The following is a 19,162-nucleotide window of genomic DNA, read 5'->3' as shown; positions in this document are numbered from 1 at the left end:
ATTTCCGTCGACTGACCGGTGCTGGTGCGGCTCTTGTCCGCTCGCCAGCGATTGCCTCGTTCGTCTGCGGAGTTTTCATGTTCATTCCTTTTCCGCGCGCGGCCGTTCTGGCCGTCGCGTTCTCGCTGCCGTGCCTTGCGGTGGCCACGCCTCTTTCTTTCGATACGGCCCTTCAGCTTGCGGTCCAGCGTTCTGAAGCTGCCCGCGCCGCCCGTGCGGGCGTACTGAGCGCCACGGAAGCATCCCGCTCCGCGGCCCAGTTGCCCGATCCGACGCTGCGCATCGGCATCGACAACCTGCCCGCGACCGGGCCGGATCGCTTTCACACCACGCGCGACTCGATGACGATGAAGCGCATCGGCATCAGCCAGGAATGGCTGTCCGCCGACAAGCGCGCGGCGCGGCAAGCGGCGGCCGATGCCTCGGTCGATCGCGAAGCGGTGCAGGCGCGCGCCGCTGCGGCCGACGCCCGCCTGCAGGCCGCGCTCGCGTACCTCGATGCCTTCTATGCCGGCGAGACCTTGAAGCTCTCGACGCTCATGGAACACCATGCGCATGAAGAGCTGGAAGCATCGCGCGCACGTTTGTCCTCGGCCGTGGGGAGCAGCCAGGACGTGCTGGCGCTGGCCGGCGCGCGCGGCATCTCGGAAGACGAGACGGCCGAGATCCGCCAGCAACAGAACACCGCCCGCGTCGCGTTCGAGCGCTGGGTCGGTGTGCCGCCCGATGAGCTGATGCCTCCGGGTGCCACGCCGCTCCCCACCGAGCAAAGCTACATCGCGAGCCATCCCACGGTCGCTGTGATGCAGCGCGATGTCGATGTGGCGAAGCGGGCGGCTGACGTCACCGCCTCCAACCGCAAGCCCAACTGGACCTGGGAGATGGCCTACGGCCAGCGCACCGGCTATTCGGACATGGTGTCGGTGGGCGTGAGCATTCCATTGCCCGTGGCGCCCGGCGAACGCCAGGACCGCGACACCGCGAGCAAGCTGGCGCTGGTCGAGAAGGCCGAAGCCGATCTGACCGAAGCCACCCGGGTTGCCACTGCCGAATACCGGTCGCTGTATGGCGATGCGCAACGCCTGCAGCAACGCATCGACCGCTATCGCAGCGGCGTCGTCGTTCCCGCCAGTCAAAGAACGGCTGCCGCGACGGCGGCCTACCAATCCAACCAGGGCAGCCTCGTCGTCCTGTTCGAGGCACGGCACGCCGAAGTCGAGGCGCAGCGCAAGCTGCTGGCGCTGCAGCGCGACCTTGCCAAGACCCAGATCCAACTGGCCTTCCGGCCGCTGACCGCCGAGGTGGCGCAATGAACAGAACACACACGATGGGCGCCTTGTTGCTGGCTGCCCTGTTGCTCGCGACGGGCGCTTTCTACCTGGGCCGCAAGACGGCGCAGCCTGCGGATGCGTCGATGGCGGCCCCGTCTGCCGTCGATGGCCGCAAGGTTCTTTACTGGCACGACCCGATGGTGCCGGGCCAGCGCTTCGACAAGCCGGGCAAGTCGCCCTTCATGGACATGCAACTGGTCCCGATGTATGCCGACAGCGCAACGGGCGCGGGTGGTGAAGAGGGCGTGAAGATCAGCCCCTCGGTCCAGCAGAACCTGGGCATCCGCTATGCCAGCGTGCGGCGCACGGAAACCTCCGCCTCGTTCGATGCGGTCGGCAGCGTGCAGTTCGATGAACGGCTCAACGTCGCGGTGCAGACGCGCGTTGCCGGCTATGTCGAACACCTGTCGGTGCGCGCGCCGATGGAACGTGTGCGCAAGGGGCAGGCCCTGGCGACGGTCTTCGCGCCGGAATGGCTCGGGCCGCAGAACGAGTTGCTTGCGCTCAAGCGATCCGGCGTTTCTTCGGACCTCATCGCGGCGGCGCGCGAGCGCATGCGCGCCATGTCGATTCCGGCCGATCTCATCCGGCGCAGCGAAGAGACGGGCACAGCGCAGGCGCGCTACGTTCTGGCCGCACCAGCCGATGGCGTCATCGCCGAACTGGGCGTGCGCGAAGGCGTTGCGGTCACGCCGGGCATGACGCTGTTCCGCATCGCGGGTCTGGAAAAGGTCTGGGCGGTGGTCGAGATTCCGGAAGCGCAGGCGGTGCATCTGGTGCGCGGCCAGAAGGTCCAGGCGATCCTGCAGGCCGATGTGGCGCAGTCCTTCGATGGCACGCTCGATGAGATCCTTCCGGAAGTCAACGCGGCAACGCGCACACTGAAGGCCCGCTTCGAGGTCGACAACAAGAGCGGCAAGCTGGTGCCCGGCATGCTGCTTCGGCTGCAGGTGACAGGCGCGAGCAGCACCCGCCTGATCGTGCCCGCCGAAGCCGTGATCCGCACCGGCAAGCGCGCCGTCGTCATCGTGCGCAAGGCCGATGGCGCCTTCGAGCCGCGTGACGTGTCGCTGGGTGTGGACCTGGGCGACAACATCGAAGTCGTCTCGGGTCTTGCCGAAGGCGACCAGGTGGTGGCCAGCGGCCAGTTCCTGATCGATTCCGAAGCGCGGCTGCGCTCCGTGCTGGGCAACATGGCCGCACCGGCAACCGCACCTGCTACAGCGGCCTCGACGCCAGCCATTGCAATCCACAAGGCAGAAGGCAAGGTCGAAAGCGTGGCGCCCGACGGCATCACCATCTCGCACGGCCCGGTCGCAACGCTCAAGTGGCCCGCCATGACGATGGGCTTCGCCAAGACAGCACCGGATGCCTTCCCCGACATCAAACCCGGCGACACGGTCCGCTTCGAGTTCAAGGAAGGTGGCCCCTCGGGCTACGAGCTGATCTCCATTCAGCGCATGAACAACCCGCAGCAAGGCGCCAAGCCATGATCGCCGCGCTCATCCGCTGGTCGGTCGGCAACCGCTTCCTGGTGCTGATCGCAACCGTGTTCCTCGTGGCCGCCGGCTGGTGGTCGGTGGCCCGCACGCCGCTCGATGCCTTGCCCGATCTGTCGGACACGCAGGTCATCATCCGCACGCCTTTCCCCGGCAAGGCGCCGCAGGTGGTCGAAGACCTCGTGACCTATCCGCTGACCACCACCATGCTCAGCGTGCCCGGCGCCAAGACCGTGCGCGGCTATTCCTTCTTTGGCGATTCCTTCGTCTACGTGCTGTTCGACGACAAGACCGACCCGTACTGGGCGCGCTCGCGCGTGGTGGAGTACCTGAACCAGGTGCAGAGCAAGCTGCCCGCGGGCGCCAACGCCTCGCTGGGCCCTGACGCCACAGGCGTCGGCTGGGTCTACGAATACGCGCTGGTCGACCGCACGGGCACGCGCGACATCGGCCAGTTGCGCGCACTCAACGACTGGTTCCTCAAGTTCGAGCTGAAGACCGTGCCCGACGTGGCCGAGGTCGCCAGCATCGGCGGCATGGTGCGCCAGTACCAGGTGGTGCTCGACCCCGACCGCATGCGCGCGCTGGGCATCACGCAGCAGGCGGTGGTGGATGCCTTGCAGAAGGCCAACCAGGCATCGGGCGGCTCTGTCGTGGAATTCGCCGAGGCCGAGTACATGGTGCGCTCGCGCGGCTACCTGCGTTCGCTGGACGACTTCCGCACGATCCCGCTGGCCGTGTCCGGCGCCACGCCGGTGCTGCTGCGCGACGTGGCGACGGTGCAGGTCGGCCCCGAGATGCGGCGCGGCATTGCAGAGCTGGACGGCGAGGGCGAAGTGGCCGGCGGCGTGATCGTCATGCGTTCGGGCAAGAACGCGCGCTCGACCATCGAGGCCGTCAAGGCGAAGCTCGAAACCCTCAAGCCCAGCCTGCCGCCCGGCGTCGAGATCGTGCCGACCTACGACCGCTCGCTGCTGATCGACCGCGCCGTCGACAACCTGCGCGGAAAGCTGATCGAGGAGTTCATCGTCGTCGCGCTGGTCTGCGCGGTCTTCCTGTTCCACCTGCGCTCGGCGCTGGTCGCGGTCGTGGCCTTGCCGGTCGGCGTGCTGGCCGCGTTCATCGTCATGCACTGGCAGGGCGTCAACGCCAACATCATGTCGCTGGGTGGCATCGCGATCGCCATCGGCGCGATGGTGGACGGTGCCATCGTGATGGTCGAGAACGTGCACAAGCACATCGAGGCCTTCGAGACTGCGCATGGCCGGCAGCCCACGGTGGTGGAGCGATGGCAGCTTGTTGCCGATGCCTCGGTGGAAGTCGGGCCGGCGCTGTTCTTCTCGCTGCTGGTGATCACGCTGTCCTTCGTGCCGGTGTTCTCGCTTGAAGCGCAGGAAGGGCGACTGTTCTCGCCGCTGGCCTTCACCAAGACCTACGCGATGGCGGCGGCCGCGGGCCTGTCGGTCACGCTGATCCCGGTGCTCATGGGCTACCTGATCCGGGGGCGCATTCCGCACGAGGCCGCCAACCCCGTCAACCGCTTCCTGATGGCGGTGTACAGGCCCGCGCTGGAACTGGTGCTGCGCTTTCCCAAGGGAACGCTGGTGGTGGCAGCCGTGCTGCTGGCGCTCACGGCCGTGCCGTTGATGCGCCTCGGTGGCGAGTTCATGCCGCCGCTGGACGAAGGCGACCTGCTCTACATGCCGTCCGCGCTGCCGGGCCTGTCGGTGTCGAAGGCTTCGGAGCTGCTGCAGCAGACCGACCGCCTGATCAAGACCGTGCCCGAGGTCGCGCGCGTGTTCGGCAAGGCCGGCCGCGCGGACACCGCGACCGACCCGGCCCCGCTCGAAATGTTCGAGACCACCATCCAGTTCAAGCCGAAGGCGCAATGGCGCGCGGGCATGACCGCCGACAGGCTGGTCGAGGAACTGGACCGCGCGGTGAAGGTGCCAGGCTTGACCAACGTGTGGGTGCCGCCGATCCGCAACCGCATCGACATGCTGGCGACCGGCATCAAGAGCCCCGTGGGGATCAAGGTGGCGGGCGCGGACCTGGCGACCATCGATGCGTTGACCACGCAGATCGAAGCGGCGGTGAAGAAGGTTCCCGGTGTGACGTCGGCGTTGGCCGAACGCTTGACGGGCGGGCGCTACATCGACGTCGATGTCGACCGGCTGGCCGCCGCGCGCTACGGGCTCTCGGTGGCGGACGTGCAGGCCGTGGTGTCCACGGCCATCGGCGGCGAGAACGTGGGCGAGGTCATCTCGGGCCGCGAGCGCTATCCCATCAACGTGCGCTACCCGCGCGAGGTCCGCGATTCGCTCGAACGGCTGCGGCAATTGCCCTTCGTGACCGGCAAGGGCGCGCAGTTGCTGCTCGGCGACGTGGCGAAGGTCAGCATCGAAGACGGCCCGCCGATGCTGCGCAGCGAAAACGCACGCCTGTCGGGGTGGGTGTATGTCGACGTGCGCGGTCGCGACCTGCGCTCGGCCGTCAACGACATGCAGGCCGCCGTCGACAAGGCCGTGAAGATGCCCGCCGGCTATGCCGTGTCGTGGTCGGGCCAGTTCGAGTACCTGGAGCGCGCGACCGAGCGGCTGAAGCTGGTCGTGCCGGTCACGCTGGCGGTCATCTTCGTGCTGCTCTACCTGCTGTTCCGCTCGTTCGCCGATGCGGCGCTGGTGATGGCGGCCGTGCCGTTCTCGCTCGTCGGCGGCTTCTGGCTGATCTGGGCGCTGGGCCATTCGATCTCGGTCGCCACGGCGGTCGGCTTCATTGCGCTGGCCGGCGTGGCCGCCGAGTTCGGCGTGGTGATGCTGGTCTACCTGAAGAACGCGCTGGCGCGGCGTATCGAAGCTGGCGAGCCGATGAACGACGACACGCTGCTCGCCGCCATCCGCGAAGGCGCGGTGCTGCGCGTGCGGCCCAAGGCCATGACGGTGGCGGTGGTGATGGCGGGCCTGCTGCCCATCCTGTGGGGCAGCGGCACCGGCTCGGAGGTGATGACGCGCATCGCCGCGCCGATGGTCGGCGGCATGGTCACTGCGCCGCTGCTGAGCATGCTCGTTGTTCCGGCCGCCTGGTATCTGCTGCGCCGGCGTGGCAATGCAGGGCGCACCCGTTTGTCTGCTGCTGTTTCCAATCAACCCACTGAAGGAGTTACCCGATGAAAGTCTTGCATCCTCTCGCGTTCGCGCTGCTCGTTGCGTCGGCCGTTGCCGCCCAGGCTCAAATGTCGAAGGAAGAAATGTCGTCCATGAAGATGCCTGCACCCGCTCCACAGGCCGCCGGCATGCTGACCGATGCGGTTGTCCAGAAGATCGACACGGCGGGCGGCGTGATCGTGCTCAAGCACGGCGACATTCCCAACCTCGCCATGCCGCCCATGACCATGGGCTTCGATGTCGCCGACAGGAAGATGCTTGATGCGGTGAAGGCCGGCGACAAGGTCAGGTTCCATGTGGAGGTCATGAAGGGCAAGCCCACCGTGACGCACCTGGAAGCGGCCCGCTGAGGCTCAGTCGGGGCGCACGGCCGGGCAAGCTTCTTGCAGCTTTGGAGGCTCTGCCCGGGCAACCCCCATGGCAGGAAGTGCCACCCGGCAGTAGATTTCCCCACTTTGGCCTTCGGGAGTGTTCGTGGACGCATGGTCGAGCCAGCAGCTTTCTCCCCTCTACGGGCGCGAGGTCTTCCGCTCGCGCGAGGCGGACGAGACGCACGAGCGCGTGGCCCATGAGCTGAAGGCGCACCGCAGCGTCTGGGGGCGCGGCAAGGTCGATGCGATCTTCTGCCGCGCCGAGCTGAGCGCACTGTCGCTGTGCATCCTGCGCTATGGCTGCGACGTCGACATCGAGCCCGATGCGCTGGGCAACTTCGTGCTGGTTCAGATGCCGTTGCGCGGCCATGCCGAAATCCACACCGGCGGCCAGACGCTGCAGATCCATCCCGGCCAGGGCGCGGTGGTGTCCGCGCACAAGCCGGTGCGGCTGCGCTGGCATGCCGACTGCGAACAGCTCATGCTGAAGATCGAACTCAGCCGCCTGCAGGAGGTGGCGCGCCGCGCCTTCGCCACGCGCCATTCGGACGACGTGGGCGAGATCGATTTCGAGATGCCGCTGCGGCTCGACGACGCCGCCGGCACGCAGTGGTGCCGCATGGTCGCCAACCTCGCGTCGCTGTTGCCGGCATCGAGCAACAGCTCGCCGTACGACCCGCGCTGGCTCGCGCACTGCGAAGACAACCTCATGCTCTACCTGCTGTGCCACCGGCCCAACTCGGTGCGCAGGCAGCACGAGGCCCTGCGCATCGGCTCGGAAACCACCAGCCTGCGGCAACTGCGGCGCGCCGAGGAATTCATGCGCAGCCGGCTCGAAGCCGCGCTGTCGCTGGAAGAGGTGGCGCAGGCCGCCGGGGTCAACCGCCGCACGCTGGCGCTGCTGTTCCGGCGCTACCGCGATCTGTCGCCGATGGAAGTGCTGCGCAACATGCGGCTCGACGCCGCGCACGAACAACTGGCACGCCACGACGGCACGAGCGTGACGCAGATCGCGCTCGACTGCGGCTTCTCGCACCTGAGCCGCTTTGCCGCCTGCTACCGCGAGCGCTTCGGCCAGCTCCCGCGCGACACCTCGCGGGAGCCTGGCGCGAAGCACTGATCCAGGCACTGAACGTTCAGGACTTCATCGCGCACTTCACGGCTGAGCTGTCCTGGTAGTTCTGGAACACGGTGCCGATGACCTTGTTGGCGATGCGTCCGTTGGCGTCCCTGGCGATCACGCGCAGGTAGTAGTTCTGAATGGGGAAGTTGTTCGGCCCGTAGCGGAAATCGCCGCGCACCGACTTGTAGTTCGCCGCCTTGATCGCCTTGAGCAGCGCGGGCTTGTCGGCCACCTTGCCGCCAATGTCGCGCACGGCCGCGTCCATGGCCATCAGCACGTCATAGGCCTGGCCCGCATAGAACGACGGGTTGCGCCCGTTGTTCTGCTGTCGGAAGGCTGCCACGAAGCGCTGGTTGGCCGGGTTGTCGAGGTCGAACGACCAGTGCGCGGTGTTGAAGAGCCCGAGCATCGGCTCGCCCACGGCAGGGATCATGTCTTCGTCGGCCGAGAACGCGGTGGAGATCAGCGCCACGTCCTTCGACAGCCCTGCGGCGACGAACTGCTTGATGAAGCTCACGCCCATGGCACCGGGCAGGAAGAAGTAGAGCGCCTCGGGTTTGGACGCGCGGATCTGCGCCAGTTCGGCCGAGTAGTCGAGCTGCCCGAGCTTGGTGTACAGCTCATCGCCCACCGTGCCCTTGAAGGTGTGCTTGAAGCCGTTGATGGCGTCCTTGCCGCCGGGGTAGCTGGGCGCGATCATCGCGACCTTCTTGAACCCCTTGTCCGAGGCGAACTTGCCGGCCGATTCGTAGTACGCGTCGTTGGGGTACGACGCGCCGAAGAAGTACGAGTTGCAGCGCGCACCCGAATAGTCGCTCGGCCCCGCGTTGCTCGACAGGTAGGGCACTTTGGCGGCGAAGAGCGGTGGCCCCACGGCCAGCGCGACCGATGAGCCGACGGGCCCGGTGAACAGGTCGATCTTGTCGCGCAGCAGCATGCGGTCGACCACCTGCCGGGCCGTCTCGGGGTTGCCGGCGGTGTCGGCCTCGACGAACTCGACCGGCACGCCACCGAGCTTGCCTCCGAGCTGTTTCATCGCGACGGCGAAGCCGGCCTTGGCCTCGGCGCCGCCGACGGCGAACGGGCCTGAAAGGTCCATCGCGAGACCGACCTTGACGGCCGGTGCCTGCGCCTGTGATGCCGACGCGCCAGTGACGACGGCGATGGCCAACAAGGCCGTTCTGATGCTTGCCTGCGACATGAAAAATCTCCTCTCGGGGTGATTCGGGTGACGTGGGGGGATGCGGAGCGCGGGTCGGAGTCTGCGTGCCGCCATGGCGGGCGGCTATCCGTTTTCTGCAGCGAGCCGGCCTGCACGAAATGGACAGACAGCGGGGAGGGCGCTGCCCAGAATGCCCCGCAAACCCCACCCGTTTCCACCGTTTCCATCACTTCGAGAGACACCCACGATGAGTCAGTACATCGACATCCCGGCTGCCGACGGCGGCCAGACCTTTCGCGGCTACCTGGCCCTGCCGGCCTCGGGGCGCGGCCCCGGCATCGTGCTGTGCCAGGAGATCTTCGGCATCAACGACTACGTGCGCGAAGTGGCCGATCTCTATGCGGAAGAAGGCTATGTGGTGCTGGCGCCCGACCTGTATTGGCGGATGGAGCCCAACGTCGATCTGGGCTATTCGCCGGAAGACTGGCAACGCGCCTTCGGCTTCTTCCAGAATTTCGACATTGCCGCCGGCATCGCGGACGTCACGGCCAGCGTGAAGGCGCTGCGCGCGCACCCGGCCTGCACCGGCAAGGTCGGCGCGCTGGGCTTCTGTCTGGGCGGCAAGCTGGCCTACCTGGCGGCCGCGCATTCGGGCGTGGACGCGGCCGTGGGCTACTACGGCGTCGGCATCGAGGCCGCGCTCGACCTGGTGCCGAAGATCGAATGCCCGATCGCGCTGCACTTCGCCGAGCTCGACAAGTTCTGCCCGGCCGAGGCCCGCACGCAGGTGCTCGATGCCTTCGCCGGCAAGCCGGGCGCGCAGATGTATGTCTACCCCAGCGTGGACCATGCATTCGCGCGCACCGGCGGCGAGCATTTCGACAAGCCTTCCACCCTGATGGCGCACCAGCGTTCCATGGCGTTGTTCAAGGAGGCCATCGGCCCCGTCTACGACCTGTCGGCGCTCTGGGACAAGCACTGCGAGTACGAGTTCGCCACGCGCGACGTGGTCGCCACCATGGCCACGATGGTGAGCGAGCCCTACGTCAACCACATTCCGACCATGACCGGCGGGGTGGGGGCCAAGGAGCTGTCGCGCTTCTACAAGCACCACTTCATTCCGAGCACGCCGCCGGACACGCGGCTCACGCCGATCTCGCGCACCGTGGGCGCGACGCAGATCGTCGATGAAATGCTGTTCTGCTTCACCCACACCGTCGAGATCGACTGGATGCTGCCGGGCATCGCGCCCACCGGCAAGCCGGTGGAAATTCCGCTCGTGGCCATCGTGAAGTTCCGTGGCGACAAGCTCTATCACGAGCACATCTACTGGGACCAGGCCAGTGTGCTCGCGCAGATCGGCCTGCTCGACACCAAGGGCCTGCCCGTGGCCGGCGTCGAAACCGCGCGCAAGCTGGTCGATGAAACGCATCCGTCGAACACGCTGATGCCGCGCTGGTCGAAGTCGAACGGGCTGACCATCGCCGACCCCGCGCTGCCCCTGGGATGAAAGACGCCGACGCCATGCTGGAACTCGTGGTGGCGGCCGTGCGGCCGCTCACGCCGGCCATCACGTCCTTCGTGCTACGCGATGTGAAAGGCGGTACGTTGCCGCCGTTTGCGCCGGGCGCGCACCTGGGCGTGCAGGTGGTGCAGCCCAATGGGCGCATCGGGCAGCGTGCGTATTCGCTGGTGGCGCCGCATGCCGACGAAGACTGCTACGAGATCGCCGTGCTCCGCGAACCGCAGGGCGCGGGCGGCTCCGCCTGGATGCATGGCCTGGCGCAGGGCGCCGTCATTGCCACGCACCCGCCGCGCAACGACTTCGCGCTGCACAAGGGGAGCGCGCCGCCGTTGCTGATCGCCGGAGGCATCGGCATCACGCCGCTGCTGTGCATGGCGAGGTCGCTGGCGGCCGAAGGGTTGCCCTTCGACTTTCACTACGCCACCCGCAGCGAAGAGGCCACGGCCTACCTGCATGAAGTGCGCGCGTTGGGCGGGCACGTGCTTCACGACGGCGGCGACCCATCGCGCGGGCTTGTGCTGCAGACGGTGCTGGCACACCCGCAGCCCGGGCGCCATCTGCATGTGTGCGGCCCCCGCGGCATGGTGCAGGTCGTGGTCGACACGGCCCGTGCGCTCGGCTGGCCCGACGACCATGTGCACTGCGAGCTGTTCGCCGGTGCCCTCGAACAGACGGGCGACACGGCCTTCGAGGTGCGCACCCTGCGCTCGGGCAAGACGCTGACCGTTTCACCGCAACAGAGCCTGCTCGACGTGCTCATCGCCGCCGGGCTCGACCCCTTGTACGACTGCCGCCAGGGCGATTGCGGCGTGTGCGCCGTCGATGTGGTCGAGGGCGTTCCCGACCACCGCGACCACAACCTCAGCGAACGCGAAAAGGCCGAAGGCCGGACCCTGTGCACCTGCGTGTCGCGCGCCAAGACACCGCACCTGGTGCTCGACATCTGACGACGAAGTTTCAGGAGACCCACCCCCATGACGACAACCACCATCGACCTGCAGGCGCTCGTGCAGCCTGACCGCGTGCACAAGCGCGTCTACACCGACCCCGCCATCTTCGAGCTGGAAATGGACCGCGTCTTCGGCCAGGCCTGGCTGTACGTGGGCCACGAAAGCCAGGTGCCGAACGTCGGCGACTACTTCACCACGCGCCTAGGCCGCGAGCCCGTGGTGATGGTGCGCCACACCGACGGCGAAGTGAACGTGCTGTACAACCGCTGCCCGCACAAGGGCGCCAAGATCGTGCCCGACGGCAGCGGCAGCGCCGGCAAGTTCTTGCGCTGCCTGTACCACGGCTGGACCTTCAAGTGCGACGGCAGCCTGCTGTCGGTGCCGCTGCGCAGCGGTTATGAAGACACGGCGCTGGACCTCAAGGACGGGTCGCACTCGGTGCGCAAGGTGGCGCGCGTGGCCAGCCACCGCGGCTTCGTGTTTGCGAGCCTCTCAGAAGACGGCCCCGGGCTGACCGAGTTTCTGGGCGGCGTGGCCACCTCGCTCGACAACTTCTGCGACCGCGCACCCGATGGCGAGGTGGAGGTGGCCGGCGGCGTGCAGCGCGTGATCCAGCGCAACAACTGGAAGATCTTCTTCGAGAACCTGCACGACACGATCCACGCGGTGGCCACGCACGAATCGTCGTGGCGCGCGGCCAAGGAAGAATACGAAGCCATGCCGGCCGGCACACGCAAGCCCTTCGAGGTGGTGATCGTCGATGGCAACGGCGAGCCGCTGGAGTTCTGGGCCAACCTCGAACTCAAGGGCTACGACCACGGCCACGGCTTCATGGAAGGCATCTTCGTGCCGCCCACCGACCCGGTGAGCCTGGCCTACGTGGCCTCGCTCGAGGCCAGCCAGGGCGCGCAGCGTGCCGACGAAATCCTGCGCGTGAACCGGCACAACACCATCGTGTACCCGAGCTGTTCGCCGCACACTTCGTTCCAGCAGATCCGCGTGATCCGGCCGCTGTCGGTCGATCGCACGCTGGTCGAGATCTTCAGCTTCAGGCTGAAGGGCGCGCCTGAGGCGAGCTTCCAGCGCACGCTGAAATACACCAACATCGTCAATTCGCCCTCGTCGAACGTGATGCCCGACGACCTGGAGGCCTACTACCGCGTGCAGGAAGGGCTGGGCTCCGACGGCGGCGACTGGGTCAGCATGCACCGCGCGGCCGGGCGCGACCAGCCCCTGCCGGGCGGGCGCGCCTCCACCGGCAACAGCGAGATGCCGTCGCGCAACATGTTTGCCGCCTGGGCGTCGTACATGGGCACGCAGGCCGGAGGTGCGGAATGAACTTCAACGACTGGCACGAGCAGCAGGAGATCACCCAGTTCCTGCACCACGAGGCACGCCTTCTGGACGAACACCGCTGGGACGAATGGCAGCGCCTCTTCACGCCCGACGGGCTGTACTGGGTGCCGCTGGTGCACGGGCAGACCGACCACATCAACCACGCATCGCTGTTCTGTGAAGACGCGCTGCTGCGCTCGATGCGGGCGCGGCGGCTCGAACAGGCACGCGCCTATTCGCAGCAGCCGCCGACGCGCACGGTGCATGTGCTGGGCAACATCGCGCTCGAATCGCGCAGCGAGGCCGAGTGTGTCGTGCGCTCGACCTTCCTGCTGCTCGAATGGCGCAAGACCGAACAGCGCAGCTTCGGCGGCAGCGTGCTGCACACCCTGCGGCGCGACGGCGGCGAACTGCGCATGCAGACCAAGCGCGTCGATCTGGTCAACTGCGACGCGCCGCACGAAGCCCTGCAGGTGTTCATGTGACGGCGGCGCTGCTGGCCATGCACTACCAGAACGACGTGCTGCACGTCGATGGCAAGGTGCGAGTGGGCGTGGCGGCCGACGACCCTGCGCGCCCCCGGCTGATCGCCTCGGCCGCGCGCCTGATCGCCGGCGCGCGCGCGAACGGCGTGCCGGTGATCTTCGTGCGCATCGCCTTCGCGCCGGGCTATGCGGACTGCCTGCGCAACTGCACGCTGTTCCGGCGCGTGGCTGAAACGGGCGCTGTGCTCGACGGGTCGTGGGGTGCGGAGTTCTATGGCGAACTCGCGCCGTTGCCGGGCGAAGCCATCGTCACGCACAAGCGGAACAACCCGTTCTGGGCCAGCGGGCTCGAAGAAGCCGTGCGCCGCACCGGTGCCTCGCGCCTCTATGTGGCGGGCATCGCGACCAATCACGTGGTCGAGCATGGCGCGCGCCACGCCAGCGACCTGGGCTACGACGTGGCGGTGGTTGCCGATGCCTGCAGCACCGCGCAGGCGCACCTGCATGCGGCCAGCCTTGAAACGCTGGCGATGCTCGCGGATGTGATGAACGTCGACAGCGCGATCGCGCAGATGGAGGCCACGCCATGAACTTCGAAGGAAAAGTCGCCGTCGTCACCGGCGCGGCCGCGATGCTCGGCAGCGCCATCGTGCGGGCCTTCGTGCAGGGTGGGGCGCAGGTGTTTGCGGTGGACATCGATACCGCGCGCGGCGAAGCACTGCAGACCGAGCTGGGCCCGCGCTGCCGCTTCGTGGCCTGCGACATCGCGTCCGACACCGCGCTAGATGCATTGGTGGCCGACGCGCTCGCCAGCGCGGGCCGCATCGACTTCCTGGTCAACAACGCGGTGGTCTACGGTGACAAGGGGCTGGAGGCTTCGCGCGGCGAATGGCTGCAGGCGCTCGATGTCAATCTGGTCTCTGGCGCAATGCTGCTGCAGAAGACCGCCGACGCGCTGGCGGCGCAGGGCGGGGCGGTCGTGAACATGGGCAGCGTCGGGGGCAAGTTCGGCACGGCCGGGCGGGCGCTCTATCCCGCGGCCAAGGCGGCGATCCTGCAGCTCACGCGCAACCAGGCGGCGAGCCTGGCGCCGCGGCGGGTGCGGGTGAACTCGGTGTCCCCGGGCTGGACGTGGTCGGACGCGCTGTCCCGCATGGCCGGCGGCGACCGGGTGCATGCGGACCGTGTCGCGGCGCCCATGCATCCGCTGGGCCGCGCGGGAGACGCCGACGACGTGGCGCAGGTGGTGCTGTTCCTGTGCTCGGACGCCGCGCGCTTTGTGACGGGCGCGGACATTCCGGTCGACGGCGGTTTCTCGATGCTGGGGCCGGACCAGGGGCGCTCGGCCCGGGACTGGTTCGGCGCATAGGCCGAACGCGGGCCTTACTTGCCGGACGCCTTGGCCACGCTCACGGCGCCCTTCATGCCCATGTCGTAATGGCCGGGCTGAAGGCAGCCGAAATCGACCTTACCGGCCTTGGTGAACTGCCAGACGATCTCGCCCGTCTTGCCGGGCGCGAGCGTGACCATGTTCGGCTCGGCATGTTCCATCTCGGGGTTCTTTTTCATCGCCTCGTAGTGCGCCTTGAGGTCCTTTTCGGTGCCGAGCACGAGTTCGTGCTTGAGGTTGCCGGAGTTGCTGACGACGAAGCGCACGGTCTCGTTTTGCTTGACTTCGATGTTGGCGGGCGTGAAGCGCATCGAATCGGTCATGTCGACCTTGACTGTGCGCGTGACCTTGGTGACGACGCCGGGCTTGCCCGTGGCGTCGTCGGTGTCGTGGCCGCCTGCGTGGCTGCCTGCGGCGCTGGCGCTCGCGGCGGTGAATACGGAAAGGGCGAACAGGGCGAGGGAGTGAAGCGTTTTCATGAAATTCCTTGTGTGTCGGGGTATGTGAGAGAAAAACCGGGAGCCGGATGAGCGAGATGAACGGGCGCGCGCGACCGCACCCACGACGGATCACGGGTGCAGAGGCACGGGCGCGCTCAGGCGCGAGGAGGTTTTTCTGGAACGCCGGGTACAAGGACCCGCAGGGCGCTGGGCAGCGCCACCAGGTCTGCCGCCGGCAGATGCGGGAAGGCCACGACGGTGGCCGTGGGCATCAGTGCCGCCGCCTGGCATGCGCCGCAGGTGCCGCACTTGTGGGCGGTGTCGCTGTCCGGCGCGGCGTGGTCATGCGAAGAAGACGCGGCATGCACCGCCTGCGAGGTCACCGGCGTGCAGAACGCCTGGGACACGGCCGCGAATCCCTGAAAAGGAATCGCGAGCATCACGGCCCACAGCAAGAACGCACGGAAACGACACATGTCGAAAATTTTATCGGCGCGTCGTCCGGCGCAGATTACATGTTGGTAATGTGTGCGACCCATCACGAAGGCCCCCGTGGACACCTCACAGCCACCCGCGACACCCGTGCCCGCACCGGCGATCGAACCCGTTTCGTTCGCCGAAGCCCTGCGCTTCTGGTTCAAGCTGGGCTTCATCAGCTTCGGCGGACCGGCGGGGCAGATCGCGCTGATGCACACCGAGCTGGTCGAGCGCCGGCGCTGGATCAGCGAAAAACGCTTTCTGCATGCGCTCAACTTCTGCATGCTGCTGCCCGGGCCCGAAGCCCAGCAACTGGCCACCTACATCGGCTGGCTGATGCACCGCACGCGCGGCGGCATCGTGGCCGGCGCGCTGTTCGTGCTGCCCTCGCTGTTCATCCTGATCGCGTTGTCGTGGATTTACCTGCGCTTCGGCAACGTGCCGGTGGTGGCGGGCATCTTCTATGGCATCAAGCCGGCGGTGACGGCGCTGGTGGTGCATGCGGCGCATCGCATCGGTACCCGCGCGCTGAAGAACGCGTGGATGTGGGGCATCGCGGCGGCGGCCTTCATCGCCATCTTCGCGTTCGACACCCCGTTCCCAGCCATCGTGATCGGCGCCGGCCTGATCGGCTACTTCGGCGCGCGATGGCACCCGGAGGTGTTTGCGATCGGCGGCGGCCATGGCAGCGCCAGCAAGAGCTACGGCCCGGCGCTGATCGACGACGACACGCCACCGCCGCCGCACGCGCGCTTCTCGCCCTCGCACCTGGCCAAAGTACTGGGCGTCGGGGCGGGCTTGTGGTTGCTGGCGATGGGCGTGCTCGTCGGCCTGCAGGGTCTGCACGGCACGTTGACGCAGATGGGCTGGTTCTTCACCAAGGCTGCGCTGCTGACCTTCGGCGGCGCGTATGCGGTGCTGCCCTATGTCTATCAGGGGGCCGTCGAGCAATACCAGTGGCTGTCGGGCGCGCAGATGATCGACGGCCTTGCGCTCGGCGAAACCACGCCCGGCCCGCTGATCATGGTCGTGGCCTTCGTCGGCTTTGTCGGTGGGTGGCTCAAGCAGGTGCTCGGGCCTGAAGCGCTGTTCCTGTCGGGTGCGCTGGCGGCCAGCGTGGTGACCTTCTTCACCTTCCTGCCGTCGTTCATCTTCATCCTGGCGGGCGGGCCGGCCATCGAAGCCACGCATGGCCGGCGGGGCTTCACGGCACCGCTGTCGGCCATCACCGCTGCGGTGGTGGGCGTGATCCTGAATCTGGCGCTGTTCTTCGCGTACCACGTGCTCTGGCCGAAGGGCTTCGGCGGGCACTTCGATGCGATCTCTGCGGTCATCGCCGTCGCGGCAACTGTTGCCCTGTTCCGCTTCAAGGTCGGCGTGATGCCGCTGCTGGGCCTGTGCGGCGCGGCAGGGCTGGCGATCACACTGCTGGCACCGGGCCTGCGCTGACGACGGTGTTCAGGCCGCGGCGGTGGCCCGGTACCAGTCGATGCCGGCGTCGTCCGTGTCGCGCGCGATCTCGCCGCGGTGCAGCAGGTAGTTCAGGCACGCCAGGCTTTCGCCCGTCGCCATGCCCAGCAGCGGAACGTCGGATTCGGCGATGGCGCGCGCGAACAGGCTGCCGAACACATCGACCGCTCGCTTGGGCGTCTTCAATGCGTTCTTCAGGCGATCGAGCGCGCGCTCCTGCCCGGTCTGCAGCCGGTCGATGCGCGCATGCAGGCCGCGAAAGCACTCGTTGTGCGATGGCAGCACCAGCACGTCGTCGGGAATCTCGCGCTTGAGCTTGGCCAGCGACGCGAGCCAGTCGCCCATCGGGTCGGCGTCGGGCTCCACGGGCGAGACCGAGACGTTCGATGAAATGCGCGGCAGGATCTGGTCGCCCGAGATCAGCACCTTCAGATCGGGGCAGTACAGGCAGGCATGCTCCGGCGAATGGCCGTTGCCGGTCACCACGCGCCAGTCGTGCGCGCCGATGCGCAAGGTCTCGCCATCGCGAAGCCGCCTGAAGCTGTCGGGCAGCGGGTGGATGTGCTTGCCGAAGTTGCCGAAGCGCGTGCGGTAGGTCTCGATGGCCGCGTCGCCCCAGCCGGTGCGCCGGTAGAAGGCAATGGCGTCGTCGGGTGCCTCGCGGCCGGTGTCGGACACCATCACGCGGCACATCATGTATTCGGCGCGGGTCATCCACAGCCGCACGCCGAACTTGCGCGTGAGCCAGCCGGCCATGCCCACGTGGTCGGGGTGCATGTGCGTCACGAAGACGCGGGTCAGGCCGCGCGTGTCGGGCGAGTTGGCGAACAGCTCGCGCCAGACCGCCACGGTTTCTTCGGTGCGCACGCCCGTGTCCACCACCGCCCAGCCGTCGCCGTCGTCCAGTGCCCACAGGTTGATGTGATCGAGCGAGTAGGGCAGCGGCATGCGTATCCAGTACACGCCGGGCGCCACCTCGATCGATTTGCCGCGTTGCGGAAGCTCCGCAAAGGGATATATGAGCTTGCCCTTGGCCGCTTCCGCCGTTTCTTCCAGACCGTCCATCGTGTGTATCTCCTGAGGATGGATTGTGACGCCGGCTTGCGGTGCGCCCGGCCCACGGCGCCGATGCAGCGGAACCGATAATGCCCGGTTGCCTGACACCAACCACCAACGAAGCGAGGCCGCGTGAAATTCATTCATGCCGCGGACATCCATCTCGACAGCCCCCTGCACGGCCTGAGCGCGTACCCCGACGCGCCCGCCGCGCAACTGCGCAACGCGTCGCGCGATGCGTTCTCTCAACTGGTCGAACGCGCGATCGAAGAGCAGGTGGCCTTTGTCGTCATCGCCGGCGACCTGTACGACGGCGACTGGAAGGACCACAACACCGGCATTTTCTTCAGCAAGGAAATGGGGCGCCTCAAGCGCGCGGGCATCCGGGTGTTTCTGCTGTTCGGCAACCACGATGCCGAAAGCGAGATGACGAAGAAGCTCACGCTGCCGGACAACGTGCTGAGCTTTTCCTCGCGCAAGCCCGAGGTGCACAGGCTGGACGACCTGAAGGTCGCGCTGCACGGCCAGAGCTTCAAGGACAAGGCCATCACCGACAACCTCGTGCTGCGTTACCCCGAGCCCGTTGCCGGCTACTACAACATCGGCGTGCTGCACACGGCGCTGGAGGGCTACAGCGCCCACGCCAACTACGCGCCCTGCTCGTTGGCCGAACTCAACGCCCGGGGCTACGACTACTGGGCGCTGGGCCATGTGCACGAGTTCCAGCACTGGTCGGAGCAGTCCGAGATCGTCTTTCCCGGCAACCTGCAGGGTCGGCACATCCGCGAGACCGGTCGCCGTGGTGCGGTGCTGGTGACGGTGGAAGAGGGCCACACGAACGTCGAGAGGCTGTTCCTCGATGTGCTGCGGTGGGAGTCCGTCGAGGTCGATGCCTCGGAGTGCGTCTCGATGGCTGACGTGGCTCGCCAAGTGGGCCGTTCGCTGGAAGACCTGCTGCTGGTCGACGGCCATGTGCCCCGCGCCGTTCGGGTCACGCTGCGTGGTCGCACGCGGGCGCATGGCGCGCTGTTCGGCAAGGCCAACGAGCTTCGCGCGGAAGTGCTGGGGCAGATCGCGGCCATCGGCAACGAACGCCTGTGGCTTGAAAAGGTGAAGCTCGCGACGCAGCCCTTCGATGCGATGAAGGATGTTGGCGCCCGCATGGATGCGATTGCCGACCTGCAGGAGATTCTTGGCGAGGCGGCGGCCGACCCGGCGTTTCTGGAGCAGTTGCGCAACGAACTGCAGCCCTTCTTCGGCAAGGTGGCCGCCGATGTGAAAGAGGACGTGCCCTTCCTCACGCTGGCGCGAGAGGGTGACTTCAGCGCGTTGCTCGCGCATGTGTCGCCAGCGCTCTTGGCCAGCCTGATGGACGGGGAGTGAA

The 19,162-nt window shown here is 67.3% G+C and carries 17 protein-coding genes; 13 read left to right on the top strand and 4 right to left on the bottom strand.

Features of this window, described 5'->3' with window-relative positions; genetic code table 11:
• Window positions 1-77: 77 nt before the first annotated feature.
• The 5 genes from ACSFB7_RS31195 to ACSFB7_RS31175 all read left to right on the top strand — a co-directional run bounded on the left by ACSFB7_RS31195 (window position 78) and on the right by ACSFB7_RS31175 (window position 7,485).
• Window positions 78-1,313 (top strand): TolC family protein, encoded by a 1,236-nt coding sequence (locus ACSFB7_RS31195; protein WP_435476210.1) that lies wholly within the window; start codon window positions 78-80, stop codon window positions 1,311-1,313.
• Window positions 1,310-2,824 (top strand): efflux RND transporter periplasmic adaptor subunit, encoded by a 1,515-nt coding sequence (locus ACSFB7_RS31190; RefSeq protein ID WP_435476209.1) that lies wholly within the window; start codon window positions 1,310-1,312, stop codon window positions 2,822-2,824. The genes ACSFB7_RS31195 and ACSFB7_RS31190 overlap by 4 nt, the downstream gene beginning before the upstream one ends.
• A complete protein-coding gene (locus ACSFB7_RS31185; protein ID WP_435476208.1) occupies window positions 2,821-6,000 on the top strand; it encodes an efflux RND transporter permease subunit in 3,180 nt (1,059 codons plus the stop codon). The genes ACSFB7_RS31190 and ACSFB7_RS31185 overlap by 4 nt, the downstream gene beginning before the upstream one ends.
• Entirely contained in the window at window positions 5,997-6,344 is a 348-nt protein-coding gene (locus tag ACSFB7_RS31180) for a copper-binding protein (RefSeq protein ID WP_435476207.1), read from the top strand. The genes ACSFB7_RS31185 and ACSFB7_RS31180 overlap by 4 nt, the downstream gene beginning before the upstream one ends.
• A gap of 124 nt (window positions 6,345-6,468) precedes the next feature.
• Window positions 6,469-7,485 (top strand): AraC family transcriptional regulator, encoded by a 1,017-nt coding sequence (locus ACSFB7_RS31175; protein WP_435476206.1) that lies wholly within the window; start codon window positions 6,469-6,471, stop codon window positions 7,483-7,485.
• A gap of 16 nt (window positions 7,486-7,501) precedes the next feature.
• Here ACSFB7_RS31175 and ACSFB7_RS31170 read toward each other — a convergent pair whose 3' ends face one another.
• A complete protein-coding gene (locus ACSFB7_RS31170) occupies window positions 7,502-8,689 on the bottom strand; it encodes an ABC transporter substrate-binding protein (protein ID WP_435476205.1) in 1,188 nt (395 codons plus the stop codon).
• Window positions 8,690-8,897: 208 nt separating this feature from the next.
• On the opposite strand from ACSFB7_RS31170, the gene ACSFB7_RS31165 reads away from it, so the two are divergent.
• From ACSFB7_RS31165 to ACSFB7_RS31140, 6 genes are read left to right on the top strand one after another with little or no spacing between them, the layout of a single operon-like run.
• A complete protein-coding gene (locus tag ACSFB7_RS31165) occupies window positions 8,898-10,160 on the top strand; it encodes a dienelactone hydrolase family protein (RefSeq protein WP_435476204.1) in 1,263 nt (420 codons plus the stop codon).
• On the top strand, window positions 10,157-11,122 hold the full coding sequence (locus ACSFB7_RS31160; protein WP_435476203.1) for a PDR/VanB family oxidoreductase: 966 nt from the start codon (window positions 10,157-10,159) through the stop codon (window positions 11,120-11,122). The genes ACSFB7_RS31165 and ACSFB7_RS31160 overlap by 4 nt, the downstream gene beginning before the upstream one ends.
• Before the next feature lie 27 nt (window positions 11,123-11,149).
• Window positions 11,150-12,463: an aromatic ring-hydroxylating dioxygenase subunit alpha gene (locus ACSFB7_RS31155; RefSeq protein ID WP_435476202.1), complete on the top strand. Its 1,314-nt coding sequence runs from the start codon at window positions 11,150-11,152 to the stop codon at window positions 12,461-12,463.
• Entirely contained in the window at window positions 12,460-12,945 is a 486-nt protein-coding gene (locus ACSFB7_RS31150) for an aromatic-ring-hydroxylating dioxygenase subunit beta (RefSeq protein ID WP_435476201.1), read from the top strand. Before ACSFB7_RS31155 ends, ACSFB7_RS31150 begins: the two co-directional genes overlap by 4 nt.
• Window positions 12,942-13,535: a cysteine hydrolase family protein gene (locus ACSFB7_RS31145; protein ID WP_435476200.1), complete on the top strand. Its 594-nt coding sequence runs from the start codon at window positions 12,942-12,944 to the stop codon at window positions 13,533-13,535. Before ACSFB7_RS31150 ends, ACSFB7_RS31145 begins: the two co-directional genes overlap by 4 nt.
• Window positions 13,532-14,314 carry an SDR family oxidoreductase gene (locus tag ACSFB7_RS31140; RefSeq protein WP_435476199.1) on the top strand — a complete coding sequence of 261 codons (783 nt, stop codon included), beginning with the start codon at window positions 13,532-13,534 and terminating at the stop codon, window positions 14,312-14,314. Before ACSFB7_RS31145 ends, ACSFB7_RS31140 begins: the two co-directional genes overlap by 4 nt.
• A gap of 14 nt (window positions 14,315-14,328) precedes the next feature.
• Here ACSFB7_RS31140 and ACSFB7_RS31135 read toward each other — a convergent pair whose 3' ends face one another.
• A complete protein-coding gene (locus ACSFB7_RS31135; RefSeq protein WP_435476198.1) occupies window positions 14,329-14,814 on the bottom strand; it encodes a cupredoxin domain-containing protein in 486 nt (161 codons plus the stop codon).
• A 116-nt stretch (window positions 14,815-14,930) separates the two neighbouring features.
• The gene (locus ACSFB7_RS31130) at window positions 14,931-15,251 is read right to left on the bottom strand and encodes a DUF2946 family protein (RefSeq protein WP_435476197.1); all 321 of its coding nucleotides are present in this window, start codon (window positions 15,249-15,251) and stop codon (window positions 14,931-14,933) included.
• A gap of 76 nt (window positions 15,252-15,327) precedes the next feature.
• Between ACSFB7_RS31130 and chrA the strand changes: the two genes are divergently transcribed.
• Window positions 15,328-16,701, top strand: a complete 1,374-nt coding sequence (gene chrA, locus ACSFB7_RS31125; protein WP_435476196.1) for a chromate efflux transporter — start codon at window positions 15,328-15,330, stop codon at window positions 16,699-16,701.
• 9 nt (window positions 16,702-16,710) lie between these two features.
• Here chrA and ACSFB7_RS31120 read toward each other — a convergent pair whose 3' ends face one another.
• On the bottom strand, window positions 16,711-17,787 hold the full coding sequence (locus tag ACSFB7_RS31120; RefSeq protein WP_435476195.1) for an MBL fold metallo-hydrolase: 1,077 nt from the start codon (window positions 17,785-17,787) through the stop codon (window positions 16,711-16,713).
• Window positions 17,788-17,910: 123 nt separating this feature from the next.
• Between ACSFB7_RS31120 and ACSFB7_RS31115 the strand changes: the two genes are divergently transcribed.
• Window positions 17,911-19,161, top strand: coding sequence for a metallophosphoesterase family protein (locus tag ACSFB7_RS31115; RefSeq protein WP_435476194.1), 1,251 nt, complete (start codon window positions 17,911-17,913; stop codon window positions 19,159-19,161).
• Window position 19,162 lies beyond the last annotated feature (1 nt).

It is taken from the genome of Variovorax raffinosi, assembly GCF_051216615.1.
Lineage (GTDB): Bacteria > Pseudomonadota > Gammaproteobacteria > Burkholderiales > Burkholderiaceae_C > Variovorax.
The sequence above is the reverse complement of the archived record's forward strand: the minus strand, read 5'-3'. Positions and strand labels throughout refer to the sequence as shown.